The organism is Azospirillum sp. UFLA03-27 (assembly GCF_059803775.1).
Genome location: NZ_JAUQTX010000151.1, coordinates 1 through 16,929 on the forward strand (window position 1 = coordinate 1; position 16,929 = coordinate 16,929).

Annotated in this window: 14 protein-coding genes and 1 tRNA gene; all 15 read left to right on the forward strand. The window is 65.4% G+C overall.

Features of this window, described 5'->3' with window-relative positions; all coding sequences use genetic code 11:
- A partial coding sequence (locus Q4I23_RS20775) for an EF-Tu C-terminal domain-related protein (RefSeq protein WP_498527461.1) occupies nucleotides 1–117 on the forward strand: 117 nt, incomplete at its 5' end.
- Nucleotides 118–270: 153 nt separating this feature from the next.
- Nucleotides 271–346: transfer RNA gene (locus tag Q4I23_RS20780), tRNA-Trp, on the forward strand.
- 69 nt (nucleotides 347–415) lie between these two features.
- Nucleotides 416–613 carry a preprotein translocase subunit SecE gene (gene secE / locus Q4I23_RS20785; protein WP_035675069.1) on the forward strand — a complete coding sequence of 66 codons (198 nt, stop codon included), beginning with the start codon at nucleotides 416–418 and terminating at the stop codon, nucleotides 611–613.
- 5 nt (nucleotides 614–618) lie between these two features.
- A complete protein-coding gene (gene nusG, locus Q4I23_RS20790) occupies nucleotides 619–1,149 on the forward strand; it encodes a transcription termination/antitermination protein NusG (RefSeq protein WP_014241052.1) in 531 nt (176 codons plus the stop codon).
- Nucleotides 1,150–1,282: 133 nt separating this feature from the next.
- Nucleotides 1,283–1,717: a 50S ribosomal protein L11 gene (rplK, locus tag Q4I23_RS20795; RefSeq protein WP_014241051.1), complete on the forward strand. Its 435-nt coding sequence runs from the start codon at nucleotides 1,283–1,285 to the stop codon at nucleotides 1,715–1,717.
- A 4-nt stretch (nucleotides 1,718–1,721) separates the two neighbouring features.
- Nucleotides 1,722–2,423 carry a 50S ribosomal protein L1 gene (gene rplA / locus Q4I23_RS20800; RefSeq protein WP_035675066.1) on the forward strand — a complete coding sequence of 234 codons (702 nt, stop codon included), beginning with the start codon at nucleotides 1,722–1,724 and terminating at the stop codon, nucleotides 2,421–2,423.
- Between the two features lie 267 nt (nucleotides 2,424–2,690).
- Nucleotides 2,691–3,209 (forward strand): 50S ribosomal protein L10, encoded by a 519-nt coding sequence (rplJ, locus tag Q4I23_RS20805; protein WP_237903163.1) that lies wholly within the window; start codon nucleotides 2,691–2,693, stop codon nucleotides 3,207–3,209.
- A gap of 57 nt (nucleotides 3,210–3,266) precedes the next feature.
- Nucleotides 3,267–3,641, forward strand: a complete 375-nt coding sequence (rplL, locus tag Q4I23_RS20810) for a 50S ribosomal protein L7/L12 (RefSeq protein WP_035675064.1) — start codon at nucleotides 3,267–3,269, stop codon at nucleotides 3,639–3,641.
- A gap of 233 nt (nucleotides 3,642–3,874) precedes the next feature.
- Nucleotides 3,875–8,068: a DNA-directed RNA polymerase subunit beta gene (gene rpoB / locus Q4I23_RS20815; RefSeq protein ID WP_145629662.1), complete on the forward strand. Its 4,194-nt coding sequence runs from the start codon at nucleotides 3,875–3,877 to the stop codon at nucleotides 8,066–8,068.
- Between the two features lie 100 nt (nucleotides 8,069–8,168).
- Nucleotides 8,169–12,338 (forward strand): DNA-directed RNA polymerase subunit beta', encoded by a 4,170-nt coding sequence (rpoC, locus tag Q4I23_RS20820; RefSeq protein WP_237903164.1) that lies wholly within the window; start codon nucleotides 8,169–8,171, stop codon nucleotides 12,336–12,338.
- Between the two features lie 111 nt (nucleotides 12,339–12,449).
- Nucleotides 12,450–13,163 (forward strand): DJ-1/PfpI family protein, encoded by a 714-nt coding sequence (locus Q4I23_RS20825; protein ID WP_498527459.1) that lies wholly within the window; start codon nucleotides 12,450–12,452, stop codon nucleotides 13,161–13,163.
- A 320-nt stretch (nucleotides 13,164–13,483) separates the two neighbouring features.
- Complete coding sequence (gene rpsL, locus Q4I23_RS20830) at nucleotides 13,484–13,855, forward strand: 30S ribosomal protein S12 (protein WP_012973201.1); 372 nt, start codon at nucleotides 13,484–13,486, stop codon at nucleotides 13,853–13,855.
- Between the two features lie 12 nt (nucleotides 13,856–13,867).
- Entirely contained in the window at nucleotides 13,868–14,338 is a 471-nt protein-coding gene (gene rpsG / locus Q4I23_RS20835; protein ID WP_014241043.1) for a 30S ribosomal protein S7, read from the forward strand.
- A gap of 26 nt (nucleotides 14,339–14,364) precedes the next feature.
- Nucleotides 14,365–16,443 (forward strand): elongation factor G, encoded by a 2,079-nt coding sequence (gene fusA, locus Q4I23_RS20840; protein ID WP_498527460.1) that lies wholly within the window; start codon nucleotides 14,365–14,367, stop codon nucleotides 16,441–16,443.
- Between the two features lie 37 nt (nucleotides 16,444–16,480).
- A partial coding sequence (locus Q4I23_RS20845) for a GTP-binding protein (protein WP_456530166.1) occupies nucleotides 16,481–16,929 on the forward strand: 449 nt, incomplete at its 3' end.

The window sequence follows — 16,929 nt, forward strand, 5'->3', positions numbered from 1 at the left end:
ATCTCCATGGAAGTCGAGCTGATCGCTCCGATCGCCATGGACGAGGGCCTGCGCTTCGCCATCCGCGAGGGTGGCCGTACGGTCGGCGCCGGCGTCGTCGCCTCGATCATCAAGTAAGTTAAGGAGTCGATCCCGCCGCCGTTCCCATGTGGTTCGGCGGCGGGGTTGATCCCTGTCGATTTCGGCATGCCGGCCGATAAAAAGGCTAGCAAGCCACGCGGCTATGCGCTATAAGCTCCGCTCCCCGCCGGGGGTAGAGCCTGCGGCGATAGGAGTGTAGCTCAATTGGTAGAGCACCGGTCTCCAAAACCGGGGGCTGGGGGTTCGAGCCCCTCCACTCCTGCCACGCCGTACCGAACAAGAACGGGTCGCTGACCGCGCCCTACACGTCGCACCGGAGCCCGCACGGTCTACGATGGCTAAAGTGAACCCCGCAGAATTCGCGCGCGACGTCCGCCGCGAGGTGGCCAAGGTCACCTGGCCGACCCGCAAGGAAACCGGCGTGACGACCGCCATGGTGTTCGTCATGGTGGTGCTGGCTTCGCTGTTCTTCCTCGTCGTGGATCAGGTGCTGGCCTTCGCCGTCCGTATGATCCTTGGGCTGGGAGCCTGATCGCCATGGCCGCGCGCTGGTACGTCGTTCACGTCTATTCGGGCTTCGAGAAGAAGGTTTCCCAGGCCATCCGCGAAAAGGCGGCTCAGAAGGGTCTGGAAGACAAGTTCGAAGAAATCCTGGTGCCGACCGAGGAAGTGGTCGAGGTGCGCCGGGGTTCCAAGATCAACACCGAGCGGAAGTTCTTCCCCGGCTACGTCCTCATCAAGATGGATTTGACGGACGAGTCCTGGCATCTCGTGAAGAACACGCCGAAGGTCACCGGCTTCCTGGGCGGCGGCGGCAAGCCGCAGCCGATCAGCCAACGTGAAGCCGAGCGGATCATCCATCAGGTGCAGGAAGGCTTTGAGCGCCCCAAGCCCTCGATCACCTTCGAGGTGGGCGAGCAGGTTCGCGTGAGCGACGGCCCCTTCACCTCCTTCAATGGCACCGTCGAGGAAGTCGACGAGGAGAAGGCCCGCCTCAAGGTGGCGGTGTCCATCTTTGGCCGCTCCACGCCGGTCGAGCTGGAATACACCCAGGTCGAGAAGGTCTGAGTTTAGAGTTTTCCCGGGGCACGTGATGAACAGTCACGTGCTCCTTTCTGCTGCGGAAGGCCCGCCATAGCCGCACCGCAAAGCCCCGCGACGCCCGTCAGCGTATCGAGGCGTCGTATCTGGAGGTTGTGACATGGCAAAGAAAATCGTCGGCTTCATCAAGCTGCAGGTTCCGGCCGGCAAGGCGAATCCGTCGCCGCCCATCGGCCCGGCGCTCGGTCAGCGCGGCCTGAACATCATGGAGTTCTGCAAGGCGTTCAACGCCAAGACGCAGGACCTGGAAGTCGGCATGCCGATCCCGGTGGTCATCACCGCCTACGGCGACCGTACCTTCACCTTCGTCACGAAGACCCCGCCGGTCAGCTACTTCCTGAAGAAGGCCGCTGGCATCGACAAGGGCTCGCAGACCACCGGCAAGGGCGCTTTCGCCGGCAAGATCACGAAGACCCAGATTCGTGACATCGCCGAGAAGAAGATGAAGGACCTGAACGCCCACGACGTCGAGGCGGCCGCGAGCATGATCGCTGGTTCCGCCCGCTCGATGGGCCTCGAAGTGGTGGAGGGCTGATCCCATGGCGAAGCTCGGCAAGCGACTGACCGATTCCTACAAGAAGGTCGACCGCGAGGCGCTCTACTCGTTGGAAGGCGCCGTCTCCCTGATCAAGGGCCTGCCCAAGGCGAAGTTCGATGAGACCATCGAAATCGCCATGAACCTGGGCATCGACCCGCGTCACGCCGACCAGATGGTCCGCGGCGTGGTGAACCTGCCGAACGGCACCGGCAAGACCGTTCGCGTCGCGGTGTTCGCCAAGGGCACCAAGGCGGACGACGCCCTGGCCGCCGGCGCGGACATCGTCGGCGCCGACGACCTGGCCGAGAAGATCCTGGCCGGCAACATCGACTTCGACCGCTGCATCGCGTCCCCGGACATGATGGGCGTCGTCGGCAAGCTCGGTAAGGTCCTCGGCCCGCGCGGCCTGATGCCGAACCCGAAGCTGGGCACCGTGACCCCCGACGTGGCCGGCGCCGTCAAGGCCGCCAAGGCCGGCGCGGTGGAGTTCCGCGCCGAGAAGACCGGCATCGTGCATGCCGGCGTCGGCAAGGCCAGCTTCTCGGAAGAGGCTCTGGTGCAGAACATCCGCGCCTTCGTGGATGCCATCACCCGCGCCAAGCCGACCGGTGCCAAGGGCCAGTACCTGCTGAAGGTCTCGCTGTCCTCGACGATGGGCCCGGGCCTCAAGCTTGATCTGTCCACTCTGGCCGCCACGGCCTGAGTGATCTGAGTTTCGCCGCCGATTCCCTTGGGAACCGGCGGCGATCGGGTGTCCCTGCGGGGATGCCCACCCTGTCCAAGACCGCTGGTGCTCGCGCCTCCCCGGAGGCAAGGGCTTAAACCCGCCAGAGCAGACAGGAGTTGAACCGTTAACCACGCGGGCTTGCCCGCGGTTCAGGAACGGCTCGAACTTCTGGGACAGGTTCGCCGGGGCTCCCCACCGAAAGGGAAGGGGCCCCACGTAAACCTCTGTGCAAGGAGGCGATCCGTGGATCGTACACAAAAAGAAGCGGCGATCGCGGACCTGCAGTCGAAGCTCCAGGACACGGGCCTGGTGGTGGTCACCCACCATCTTGGCCTGACGGTGGCGGAAGTCACCGACCTGCGTGGCAAGATTCGGGCCGCGGGCGCGAGCTTCAAGGTGACGAAGAACCGGCTCGCCCGCCGCGCCCTTCAGGGCACGCAGTTCGAAGGTCTGGACGGTCTCTTCAAGGGGCCGACCGCGATCGCTTACTCGAAGGATCCCGTCGCGGCCGCCAAGGTGGTGGCTGACTACGCGAAGACCAACGAGAAGCTGAAGATCGTCGGTGCCGCTCTCGGCGACCAGATCCTCGACGCGGAGGGAGTTAAGGCTCTCGCCACGCTCCCGTCGCTGGACGAACTGCGCGCCAAGCTCGTGGGCATGATCCAGACCCCGGCGACCCGCATCGCCGGCGTTCTCCAGGCTCCGGGCGGCCAGGTCGCCCGTGTGCTGGCGGCCTACGCGAAGAAGGACGAGGCGGCCTGAGCCGCATCCGTCTAGCTGTCTACCCATCCCAGAACATCGAGTTGTTGGAGCATTAAAATGGCTGATCTGCAGAAGCTGGTCGACGATCTCTCGGCCCTGACCGTCATCGAGGCCGCCGAGCTGTCGAAGCTGCTGGAAGAGAAGTGGGGCGTCTCCGCCGCCGCTCCGGTGGCCGTTGCCGCCGCCGGTCCGGCCGCCGCCGCCGCCCCGGTCGAAGAGCAGACCGAGTTCAACGTGATCCTCGCCGACGCCGGCGACAAGAAGATCAACGTGATCAAGGAAGTCCGCGCCATCACCGGCCTGGGCCTGAAGGAAGCCAAGGACCTGGTCGAAGGCGCCCCGAAGCCGGTCAAGGAGGCCGTGTCGAAGGACGAGGCCGCCAAGATCAAGAAGCAGCTTGAAGAGGCCGGCGCCAAGGTCGATATTAAGTAAGACCGTCTTGCTGCGACGGATAAGACATATCCACGCCGGACGGCGGCTGGTCCCCGAGGGGGCCTGCCGCCGCACGGCGTTTTCTGCCTTCCACCGGACCGGGTTTCTCGGTCCGGCTCTTTCCGTCCCTGCATAAGGGGCGGGCCGCGCGATCATCGCCGCGTCGCGGCGAGCACCCTGGTTCGCGTGCTTCTGGTCGAGCGTACTCACGATTCTGACGTTTGGGGACATCCATGGCCAAATCCTTTACGGGTCGAAAGCGTGTTCGGAAGAGCTTCGGGCGCATCCCGGAAGTCACCCAGATGCCCAACCTCATCGAGGTGCAGCGCAGCTCCTACGATCACTTCCTGCAAATGGACGTCCCGCCGGAGAAGCGGGCCAACCTGGGTCTGCAGGAGGTGTTCCGGTCGGTGTTCCCGATCAAGGACTTCTCCGACCGCGCCGTCCTCGACTTCGTGAAGTACGAGCTTGAGCAGCCGAAGTATGACGTCGAGGAGTGCCAGCAGCGCGGCATGACCTTCGCCGCCCCGCTGAAGGTAACCCTGCGCCTCTCCGTCTTCGACGTGGAAGAGGACACGGGCCTGCGCTCGATCCGCGACATCAAGGAGCAGGACGTCTACATGGGCGACATGCCCCTGATGACGGCCAACGGCACCTTCATCATCAACGGCACCGAGCGCGTCATCGTCTCGCAGATGCACCGCAGCCCGGGCGTCTTCTTCGACCATGACAAGGGCAAGACCCATTCGTCGGGCAAGTATCTCTTTGCCGCCCGCGTGATCCCGTACCGCGGCTCCTGGCTGGACTTCGAGTTCGACGCCAAGGATCTGGTGTACGTGCGCATCGACCGCCGCCGCAAGCTGCCGGCCACCACGCTGCTGTTCGCTCTGGACGGCGCGGAGACCGAGGCGCTGCGCGCCGAGCGGAAGGCTCAGAAGAAGGACCTGCTGCCCTACGAGGCGCAGGGCATGGCGAAGGAAGAAATCCTCAACTTCTTCTACGACACCATCACCTACACCCGCGCGTCGGGCGGCTGGAAGACCCCCTTCAACGCCGACCGCATGAAGGGCGTGAAGGTCGCCTCCGACCTCGTTGACGCGGCCTCCGGCCAGGTCGTCGCCGAGGCCGGCACCAAGATGACGCCGCGCCTGATCAAGAAGCTGGTCGAGGGCGGCCTCGCCGAGCAGCTCGTCTCCACCGAGGAGCTGACCGGCCGCTACCTCGCCGTCGACATCATCAACGAGCGGACCGGCGAAGTCCTGTTCGAAGCCGGTGATGAATTGTCGGCGAGCGATCTCGACAAGCTGGAGAAGGCCGGCGTCGACGAGCTGCCGGTGCTGGCGATCGACCACCTCAACGTCGGCGCCTACATCCGCAACACGATGGCGGCCGACCGCAACGCGTCCCGCGAGGATGCGCTGATCGACATCTACCGCGTCATGCGTCCGGGCGAGCCGCCGACCCTGGAGTCGGCCGAGGCGCTGTTCGCCGGCCTGTTCTTCGACAGCGAGCGCTACGACCTGTCGGCGGTGGGCCGCGTCAAGATGAACGCGCGCCTGAACTTCCAGACCGAGGACAGCGTCCGTGTCCTGCGCAAGCAGGACATCATGTCGATCCTCAAGGTTCTGGTGAACCTGAAGGACGGCCGCGGCGAGATCGACGACATCGACCATCTCGGCAACCGCCGCGTCCGCTCGGTCGGCGAGCTGATGGAGAACCAGTACCGCGTCGGGCTGCTGCGCATGGAGCGCGCGATCCGCGAGCGCATGAGCTCGGTCGAGATCGACACGGTCATGCCGCACGACCTGATCAACGCCAAGCCGGCGGCGGCGGCGGTGCGCGAGTTCTTCGGCTCCTCGCAGCTCTCGCAGTTCATGGACCAGACCAACCCGCTGTCCGAGATCACGCACAAGCGTCGTCTCTCGGCCCTCGGGCCGGGCGGTCTGACCCGCGAGCGCGCCGGCTTCGAGGTGCGCGACGTGCACCCGACGCACTACGGCCGCATCTGCCCGATTGAGACGCCCGAAGGTCCGAACATCGGTCTGATCAACTCGCTGGCGACCTACGCCCGCGTGAACCAGTACGGCTTCATTGAGAGCCCGTACCGCAAGGTGCGCGATAGCATCGTCACCGACGAGGTGGTCTACCTCTCCGCCATGGAGGAGGGCCGCTACGTCGTCGCCCAGGCGAACGCCGAACTGGACGCGGACAACCGCTTCGCCGCCGACCTCGTGTCGTGCCGGCAGGGCGGCGAGTACCTGATGTTCCGCCCGGAGGCCATCGACCTGATCGACGTTTCGCCGAAGCAGCTCGTCTCCGTCGCCGCGGCGCTGATCCCGTTCCTTGAGAACGACGACGCGAACCGCGCGCTGATGGGCTCGAACATGCAGCGTCAGGCGGTGCCGCTGGTCAAGGCCGACGCGCCGCTGGTCGGCACGGGCATGGAGGCCACGGTCGCCCGTGACTCCGGCGTGACCATCGTCGCCAAGCGCAAGGGCATCGTCGACCAGATCGACGCGACCCGCATCGTGGTCCGGGCGACCGACTCGTCCGACGCCACGGCGCCGGGCGTGGACATCTACAACCTGCTGAAGTTCCAGCGTTCCAACCAGAACACCTGCATCACCCAGCGTCCGCTGGTGAAGGTGGGCGACCGCGTGGCGGCCGGCGACATCATCGCCGACGGCCCCTCGACGGAGCTGGGCGAGCTGGCGCTGGGCCGCAACGTGCTCGTCGCCTTCATGCCGTGGAACGGCTACAACTTCGAGGACTCGATCCTCATCAACGAGCGCATCGTCAAGGATGACGTCTTCACCTCGATCCACATCGAGGAGTTCGAGGTCATGGCCCGCGACACCAAGCTGGGCCAGGAGGAAATCACCCGCGACATTCCGAACGTCGGTGAGGAAGCCCTCAAGAACCTCGACGAGGCCGGCATCGTCTACATCGGCGCCGAGGTCCGTCCGGGCGACATCCTGGTCGGCAAGGTGACGCCGAAGGGCGAAAGCCCGATGACGCCGGAAGAGAAGCTGCTGCGCGCCATCTTCGGCGAGAAGGCGTCCGACGTCCGCGACACCTCGCTGCGTCTGCCGCCGGGTGTGGCCGGGACGATCGTCGAGGTCCGCGTGTTCAGCCGCCGCGGCGTCGACAAGGACGAGCGCGCCCTGGCGATCGAGCGCGCCGAGATCGAGAAGCTGGCCAAGGACCGCGACGACGAGCGCGCGATCCTGGAGCGCAGCTTCTACACCCGCCTGAAGGAGGTCATCCTCGGCCAGACCGCCCAGTCCGGGCCGAAGGGCATGCGGGCCGGCACGGTGCTCACCGATGCCGAACTGGCGAACCTGACCAAGGGCCAGTGGCGCCAGATCTCCATCGCCGACGAGCAGGTGATGGAGACGGTGGAGAGCCTGGGCAAGGTCTTCGACGACTCGATCCAGGCGCTGCAGAACCGCTTCGAGAACAAGGTCGAGAAGCTGCAGCGCGGCGACGAGCTGCCGCCGGGCGTGATGAAGATGGTCAAGGTCTTCGTCGCGGTGAAGCGCAAGCTGCAGCCGGGCGACAAGATGGCCGGCCGCCACGGCAACAAGGGTGTGGTCTCCCGCATCCTGCCGCAGGAGGACATGCCCTACCTGGAGGACGGCCAGCCGGTCGATCTGGTGCTGAACCCGCTGGGCGTGCCGTCGCGCATGAACATCGGTCAGATCCTGGAGACCCACCTGGGCTGGGCGTCGGCCGGCCTCGGCAAGCAGATCGGCCGCGCCATCGACCAGTACCGCCTCGCCATGAAGGGCCGCGGCGACGCCGCCCAGACCATGGACGGGCTGCGCATCACGCTGAAGGAAGCCTACGGCCAGAAGGTCTACGACGACCAGATCGCCGACATGACCGAAGGCGAGCTGCTGGAGCTGGGCGGCAACCTGCGCAAGGGCGTTCCCTTCGCCACGCCGGTCTTCGACGGCGCGCGCGAGGAGGACATCTGCCAGCAGCTGGAGAAGGCGGGTCTGGACCGCTCCGGTCAGGTCACCCTGATCGACGGCCGCACCGGCGAGGCCTTCGACCGCAAGGTGACCGTCGGCTACATCTACATGCTGAAGCTGCACCACCTGGTGGACGACAAGATCCACGCGCGCTCGATCGGTCCCTACTCGCTGGTCACCCAGCAGCCGCTCGGCGGTAAGGCCCAGTTCGGCGGACAGCGGTTCGGTGAAATGGAAGTGTGGGCGCTCGAAGCTTACGGCGCCGCCTACACGCTGCAGGAAATGCTCACGGTCAAGTCGGACGACGTGTCCGGCCGTACCAAGGTCTACGAGGCGATCGTCCGCGGCGACGACAACTTCGAGGCGGGCATCCCTGAGTCCTTCAACGTTCTGGTCAAGGAGCTGCGCTCCCTGGGCCTGAACGTCGAGCTGAACCAGCGGTCGTACTGAGCCCAAGAGACTTGAACCTGCCGGAGGAGGGGCCATGTTGGCCCCTTCCGGCGGGAACTGCCCTTAACCGACAACGCGGCGCTGCCAGCGGGAGACGGTCATGAACGAGTTGATGAACATTTTCGGCCAGGTCCAGGGTCCCCAGAGCTTCGATCAGATCCGCATCCAGATCGCGAGCCCTGAGCGCATCCGGTCCTGGTCGTTCGGCGAGATCAAGAAGCCGGAAACCATCAACTATCGCACTTTCAAGCCTGAGCGCGACGGCCTGTTCTGCGCCCGCATCTTCGGCCCGATCAAGGACTACGAGTGCTTGTGCGGCAAGTACAAGCGCATGAAGTACCGTGGCATCATCTGCGAGAAGTGCGGCGTCGAGGTGACGCTGTCGAAGGTCCGGCGCGAGCGCATGGGCCACATCGAGCTGGCCTCTCCGGTCGCCCACATCTGGTTCCTGAAGTCCCTGCCGAGCCGCATCGGTCTGCTGCTCGACATGACGCTGAAGGATCTGGAGCGCATTCTCTACTTCGAGAACTACGTCGTCATCGAGCCGGGCCTGACCCCGCTGAAGCTCCACCAGCTTCTCAGCGAGGAGGAGTTCGTCTCCGCCCAGGACGAGTACGGCGAGGACGCCTTCACTGCCTCCATCGGTGCCGAAGCGCTGCGCATCATGCTGTCGGCGCTCGACATGGAGGAGGAGAAGAAGACCTGCCGCGAGGAGCTGCGGGACACCTCGTCCGAGGCCAAGCGCAAGAAGCTCGTGAAGCGCCTGAAGCTGATCGACGCCTTCCTGTCGTCGCAGTCGCGTCCGGAATGGATGATCCTGGAAGTCATTCCGGTGATCCCGCCGGAGCTGCGCCCGCTCGTCCCGCTGGACGGTGGCCGCTTCGCGACGTCCGACCTGAACGACCTGTACCGCCGCGTCATCAACCGCAACAACCGCCTGAAGCGGCTGATCGAGCTGAAGGCGCCGGATATCATCGTCCGCAACGAGAAGCGCATGCTGCAGGAGGCCGTCGACGCGCTGTTCGACAACGGCCGCCGTGGCCGCGTCATCACCGGCGCCAACAAGCGTCCGCTGAAGTCGCTGTCCGACATGCTGAAGGGCAAGCAGGGTCGCTTCCGTCAGAACCTTCTCGGCAAGCGCGTCGACTACTCGGGCCGTTCGGTCATCGTGGTCGGTCCGGAGCTGAAGCTGCACCAGTGCGGCCTGCCGAAGAAGATGGCGCTGGAGCTGTTCAAGCCCTTCATCTATGCGAAGCTTGAGCTGTATGGCCTCGCCTCGACCATCAAGGCCGCCAAGCGGATGGTGGAGAAGGAGCGTCCCGAGGTGTGGGACATCCTCGAGGAGGTCATCCGCGAGCATCCGGTGATGCTGAACCGCGCCCCGACGCTGCACCGCCTGGGCATCCAGGCCTTCGAGCCGACGTTGATCGAAGGCAAGGCGATCCAGCTCCACCCGCTGGTCTGCACCGCCTTCAACGCCGACTTCGACGGCGACCAGATGGCCGTGCACGTCCCGCTGAGCCTCGAGGCCCAGCTGGAAGCGCGCGTCCTGATGATGTCGACCAACAACATCCTGTCGCCCGCGAACGGCAAGCCGATCATCGTGCCGTCGCAGGACATCGTGCTGGGTCTCTACTACATCACGATGGACCGGCCGGGCGAGAAGGGCGAGGGCATGACCTTCGCCAACGTCGGCGAGATCGAGCAGGCGCTGGACGCCAAGGTCGTGACGCTGCACGCCAAGGTGAAGGCGCGTTACAAGGGCGTGGATGAGAATGGCGACGAGAAGATCTCCATCGTGGAGACGACTCCGGGTCGCATGCTCCTGTCCGAGATCCTGCCGCGCAACCCGGCGGTGCCCTTCTCGCTGATCAACCGCCTGCTGACCAAGAAGGACGTCGGCAACGTCATCGACGCCGTCTACCGCCATTGCGGTCAGAAGGAGACGGTGATCTTCGCCGACCGCCTGATGAAGCTCGGCTTCGGCCACGCCTGCCGCGCCGGCATTTCCTTCGGCAAGGATGACATGGTCATTCCCGAGGCGAAGAAGAAGCTGGTCAACGACAGCAAGGAGCGGGTGAAGGAGTTCGAGCAGCAGTATCTCGACGGTCTGATCACCCAGGGCGAGAAGTACAACAAGGTTGTCGACGTCTGGTCGGAATGCACCGAGAAGGTGGCGACGGAGATGATGAAGGTCATCTCCGACACCGCTCCCGGCAAGCCGGTGAACTCGGTCTACATGATGGCCCATTCCGGTGCGCGTGGTTCGGCCGCCCAGATCCGCCAGCTGGCGGGCATGCGCGGCCTGATGGCCAAGCCGTCGGGTGAGATCATCGAGACGCCGATCATCTCGAACTTCAAGGAAGGCCTGACCGTGCTGGAGTACTTCAACTCCACCCACGGCGCCCGCAAGGGTCTGGCCGACACGGCCTTGAAGACGGCGAACTCCGGTTACCTGACCCGTCGTCTCGTCGACGTGGCCCAGGACGCCATCATCGTCGAGACGGATTGCGGCACCGACAAGGGCATCACCGTCAAGGCGGTGATCGATGGCGGCGAGGTCATCTCCCCGCTGGGCGACCGCATCCTTGGCCGCACGGTGGTGGGTGACCTGATCGACCCGCTGAACGGCGAGCTGATCGTGCCGAACGCCGGCCTGATCGATGAGCCCACAGTGGACCGCATCGAGCGCTCGGGCATCGACAGCGTCATGATCCGTTCGGTCCTGACCTGCGAGACCAAGGACGGCGTCTGCGCCAAGTGCTACGGCCGTGATCTGGCCCGCGGCACGCTGGTCAACGTCGGCGAGGCCGTCGGCGTCATCGCCGCCCAATCGATCGGCGAGCCGGGCACGCAGCTCACCATGCGCACGTTCCACATCGGTGGCGCGGCGCAGCGCGGCGCGGAGCAGAGCCAGGTGGAGGCGGCGTTCGATGCCACGGTGCGGATCCACAACCGCAACGTCGTCATCAACTCCTCCAACATCCCGGTGGTCATGGGCCGCAGCACCGAGGTGATCCTGCTCGACGAGCAGGGCCGCGAGCGGGCGCGTCACCGCGTTCCGTACGGTGCGAAGCTGCTCGCCGACGAGGGTGTGAAGGTCGAGCGCGGCCAGAAGCTGGCCGAGTGGGACCCCTACACCCTGCCGATCATCACCGAGCGCGAGGGTACCGCCCACTACGTCGACCTCGTGGAAGGCATCTCCATGCGCGAGGTGATGGACGAGGCGACCGGCATCTCGTCGAAGGTCGTGGTGGACTGGCGTCAGCAGCCGCGCGGTGCGGATCTGAAGCCGCGCATCACGCTGCGCGACGAGCGGGGCGAGATCATCACGCTCGCCAACGGTCTGGAGGCTCGCTACTTCATGTCGGTGGACGCCATCCTCTCGGTCGAGAACGGCGCCCATGTCAGGGCCGGCGATGTGCTGGCGCGTATCCCGCGCGAGTCGTCCAAGACCCGCGACATCACGGGCGGTCTGCCGCGCGTGGCCGAGCTGTTCGAGGCGCGCCGTCCGAAGGACTTCGCGATCATCTCGGACCTCGACGGCCGCGTGGAGTTCGGCAAGGACTACAAGACCAAGCGCCGCATCGTCGTCCGCAACGACGAGACGGGGGACGAGCGCGAGTATCTGATCCCGAAGGGCAAGCACATCTCCGTGCAGGAGGGTGACTATGTCCAGCGCGGCGACCTGCTGATGGACGGCAACCCGGTGCCGCACGATATCCTGTCGGTGATGGGTGTGGAGGCTCTGGCCAATTACCTCATCAACGAGATCCAGGACGTCTATCGACTGCAGGGCGTGAAGATCAACGACAAGCACATCGAGGTGATCGTCCGCCAGATGCTGCAGAAGGTCGAGATCACCGACGCCGGCGAGACCACCTTCCTGGTGGGCGAGCAGGTCGACCGTCAGGAGTTCGACGAAGAGAACGAGAAGACCGTCGCCGAGGGGCTGAAGCCGGCCGCCGGCCACCCGGTTCTGCAGGGCATCACCAAGGCGTCGCTGCAGACCCGGTCCTTCATCTCCGCCGCGTCGTTCCAGGAAACCACCCGCGTCCTCACCGAGGCGGCGGTGTCGGGCAAGACCGACAACCTGGAAGGCCTGAAGGAGAACGTCATCGTCGGCCGCCTGATCCCGGCGGGTACGGGCTCCGTCGTCAACCGCCTGAAGCAGATCGCCGCCGAGCGGGATCGCGCCCTGGCGCTGGGCGAGGATGGCGAAGGCGAGGCTCCGGCCCTGCCGCATCCGGGCGAGAGCACCGCGGCCTGACGCTCCGGCGCATAGGGTAGGGCAGGGGGCGCGTTCCGCAGGGGACGCGCCCCTTTCTCGTTTGTCCAGGTGAGATTAAGATCGTCCACTTCACGCATCGGAGCGTCTGTGATGACCGACAAAGCGCCCAGCTTCGGCCTCATGCTGTTTCCCGGCGTCACGCAGCTCGATCTCACCGGCCCCTACGAGGTGCTGGCCCGTGTGCCTAGCGCCAAGGTCCATCTGCTGTGGAAGACGCTCGATCCGGTGCGCTCGGACACAGGCCTGACGATCCTTCCCACCACCACCCTCGCCGAGGCACCGCCGCTCGACCTCCTCCTCGTGCCCGGCGGCAGCGGAATCAACGCGCTGCTGACCGACGAGAAGGTTTTGAGCTTTCTGGAGGAGCGGGTGTCCAGCACCCGGTATATCTCCGGGATTTGCACCGGCTCCCTGGTTCTCGGCGCCGCCGGGTTGCTGGAGGGGAAGCGGGCCGGCACGCATTGGGCCTCCCGTGACTTCCTCGCTGCCTTCGGCGCCACGCCGGTCGCTGAGCGCGTGGTTGTGGACGGCATCCTGTTCACCGGCGGCGGCGTGACCGCGGGAATAGACGTGGCGCTGCGGATCGTTGCCGACCTGTTCGGCGAGCAGGCCGCGAAACTCGTCCAGCTCTCCATCGAATACGACCCCCAGCCGCCCTTCAACGCCGGTTCGCCGGACGGGGCGGGAGAGGGGGTGACGACCGATCTTCTCGCCCGGATGCGCCCGATGCTTGAGGCGCGGGCCGCCGCGGTAGCGGCGGGTGCCGACGCGTTGCGACGCCGCCGGTCCGCTCGCGCCAGCTGACGCAAAAACGTCGTCGGCGCGCACGAAGAACGGTCATCTGCGCGCTTGACGGGTTCCCGGCAGACCCATATAGTCCGCGAACTTCAAAAGGAGCCTCGGGAAGGTCTTTCGTCCATTCCGTCCGGCATCCGGCTGAACCCAAGCGACATAGCCGAACGACAAGGTCCTTGCGGACCGATCCGACGGCGTTCGACCATTGGGCCCGCTCGAAGCCCCTCAGGCTTCGCAGGCGGGCTTTTGTATCGTCCGGTTAACGCTGGGCGTTTTTCCAATCGGTCCGGCTCCGCCGGCCGATCGACCTGAAGGGATGAAGGGCAGATATGCCGACGATCAACCAGTTGATCCGTAAGCCGCGCGAGCCCTTGGCCGCGCGCAATAAGGTTCCCGCGATGGAGGCGTGCCCGCAGAAGCGTGGCGTCTGCACCCGCGTCTACACGACCACGCCGAAGAAGCCGAACTCGGCTCTGCGTAAGGTCGCCCGCGTTCGCCTGACGAACGGCTTCGAAGTGACCTCCTACATCCCCGGTGAAGGCCATAACCTCCAGGAACACTCGGTGGTTATGATCCGCGGCGGCCGTGTGAAGGATCTTCCCGGCGTTCGCTACCACATCATCCGCGGCACGCTCGATACCCAGGGCGTGAAGGACCGTAAGCAGCGTCGTTCGAAGTACGGCGCGAAGCGTCCGAAGTAAGGAGTATTCACGATGTCCCGTCGTCGTCGCGCCGAGAAGCGTGAGGTCCTGCCGGACGCCAAGTATGGCGACCGCGTCCTGACCAAGTTCATGAACTGCCTGATGCTGGACGGCAAGAAGTCGGCCGCCGAGCGCATCGTCTACGGCGCGCTCAGCCGCATCGAGGCCAAGACCAAGAACGAGCCGGTTCAGGTCTTCCACGACGCCCTGCTGAACGTGAAGCCGCACCTCGAAGTGCGCTCGCGTCGCGTCGGTGGCGCCACCTATCAGGTTCCGGTCGAGGTCCGCACGGACCGCGCCCAGGCCCTGGCCATCCGCTGGCTCATCGGCGCCGCCCGCGCCCGCTCGGAAAACACCATGACCGAGCGTCTGTCGGGTGAGCTGCTGGATGCCGCCAACCAGCGTGGCACCGCCGTGAAGAAGCGCGAAGACACCCATCGTATGGCGGAAGCCAACAAGGCCTTCTCGCACTACCGCTGGTAAGGCACCCACCGGCCCAGGTGCTTGTCATGCCCCGTTCCCATCCCCTGAACCGTTACCGCAACATCGGCATCATGGCTCACATCGATGCTGGTAAGACCACGACCACCGAACGGATTTTGTACTACACTGGAAAGTCGTACAAAATCGGCGAGGTGCACGAGGGCACCGCGGTGATGGATTGGATGGAGCAGGAACAGGAACGGGGCATCACCATCACCTCCGCGGCCACGACCTGCTTCTGGCGCGACCACCGCATCAACATCATCGACACGCCTGGCCACGTCGACTTCACCATTGAAGTCGAACGCAGCCTGCGCGTGCTCGACGGTGCGGTTGCGGTGTTCGACTCCGTTGCGGGGGTGGAGCCTCAGTCTGAGACCGTGTGGCGGCAGGCCGACAAGTACGGCGTGCCCCGCATGTGTTTCGTCAACAAGCTGGATCGCACCGGCGCGGACTTCTTCCGCTGCGTCGCCATGATGAAGGAACGGCTGGGCGCTTTCCCGCTCGTTCTCCAGCTTCCGATCGGGTCCGAGGCCAGCTTCGTCGGCGTCGTCGATCTGGTTGCCATGCGCGCCATCGTCTGGAAAGAAGAGACGCTGGGCGCGGAGTTCTATTACACCGACATTCCCGACGCCCTGAGGGACGAAGCGGCGCGCCATCGCCAAGCGTTGCTCGACGCGGTCCTGGAACTCGATGACGCGGCCATGGAGGCCTATCTCGAGTCCGGTCAGGAACCGTCCGAGGACACGCTCAGGGCCTGCATCCGCAAGGGCACCGTGGGCCTGCGCTTCGTGCCGGTCCTCTGCGGCTCGGCTTTCAAGAACAAGGGCATCCAGCCGATGCTGGACGCCGTGGTGGACTATCTGCCGGCCCCTGTGGACATCGGGGCGGTCCGAGGACACCGCGTCGGCGGCCCCGAGACGGACGAGCGGGCACCGGACGATGCCGCTCCCTTCTCCGCGCTCGCTTTCAAGATCATGAACGACCCCTTCGTCGGGTCACTGACCTTCGTGCGGGTATATTCCGGCACCGTCGCCTCCGGCACCGCCGTGCTGAACCCCGGCAAGGACGAAAAGGAGCGCATCGGCCGCATGCTGCTGATGCACGCCAACAGCCGGGAGGAGATCGACGAGGCCTACGCCGGCGACATCGTTGCCTTCACCGCGCTGAAGAGCACGACGACCGGCGACACGCTGTGCGATCCCGCCAAGCCCATCGTCCTGGAACGGATGGAGTTTCCGGAACCGGTCATTGAGGTGGCCGTCGAGCCGAAGTCCAAGGCCGACCAGGAAAAGATGAGCATGGCGCTGTCCCGCCTCGCCCAGGAGGACCCCTCCTTCCGCGTGGCCGTCGACCATGAAAGCGGGCAGACGATCATCAAGGGCATGGGTGAACTGCATCTGGAGATCATCGTCGATCGCATGAAGCGCGAGTTCAAGGTGGATGCGAACGTCGGCGCGCCGCAGGTGGCGTACCGCGAGACCATCTCCAGGGCCGCCGAGATCGACTACACCCACAAGAAGCAGACCGGGGGCACCGGCCAGTTCGCTCGCGTCACGCTGGTCTTCGAGCCGCAGCCCGCCGGCAGCGGCTTCGTCTTCCAGAACAAGGTCGTCGGCGGCGCCGTGCCCAAGGAGTTCATTCCGGGCGTGCAGAAGGGGCTGGACGCCTCACTGCACGCCGGGGTGGTGGCCGGCTTCCCGGTCATCGACCTCAAGGTCGCGCTGGTCGACGGCGCCTTCCACGATGTCGACTCCTCGGTGCTCGCCTTCGAGATCGCGACCCGCGCGGCCTTCCGCGACGGCATGCAGAAGGCCGGCCCGATGCTTCTGGAGCCGATCATGAGGGTTGAGGTGGTGACGCCTGAAGACTACATGGGCGACATCATCGGGGACCTGAACAGCCGCCGTGGACAGATCACCGCCATGGACCAGCGGGGCAACGCCCGCTCGATCCTGGCGATGGTTCCGCTGGCGTCGATGTTCGGTTATGTGAACACCCTGCGCTCGATGAGCCAGGGGCGCGCGCAGTACACGATGCAGTTCGACCACCACGAGCCGGTGCCGCAGACCATTGCGGAGACCATCCGCGCCAGGATGGCCTGAAACCGCTGGAACGACAAAGAGACGGAGAGCACACACCATGGCGAAGGCAAAGTTCGAGCGGAACAAGCCGCACTGCAACATCGGCACGATCGGCCACGTCGACCACGGCAAGACGTCGCTGACGGCGGCGATCACGAAGGTGCTGGCCGAGAGCGGCGGCGCGACCTTCACCGCCTACGACCAGATCGACAAGGCGCCGGAAGAGAAGGCCCGTGGCATCACGATCTCGACCGCCCACGTCGAGTACGAGACGACCAACCGCCACTACGCCCACGTCGATTGCCCGGGCCACGCCGACTACGTGAAGAACATGATCACGGGCGCCGCGCAGATGGACGGCGCGATCCTGGTCGTGTCGGCCGCCGACGGCCCGATGCCGCAGACCCGCGAGCACATCCTGCTGGCCCGCCAGGTCGGCGTGCCGGCGCTGGTGGTGTTCATGAACAAGGTCGACATGGTCGACGATCCGGAGCTGCTCGAGCTGGT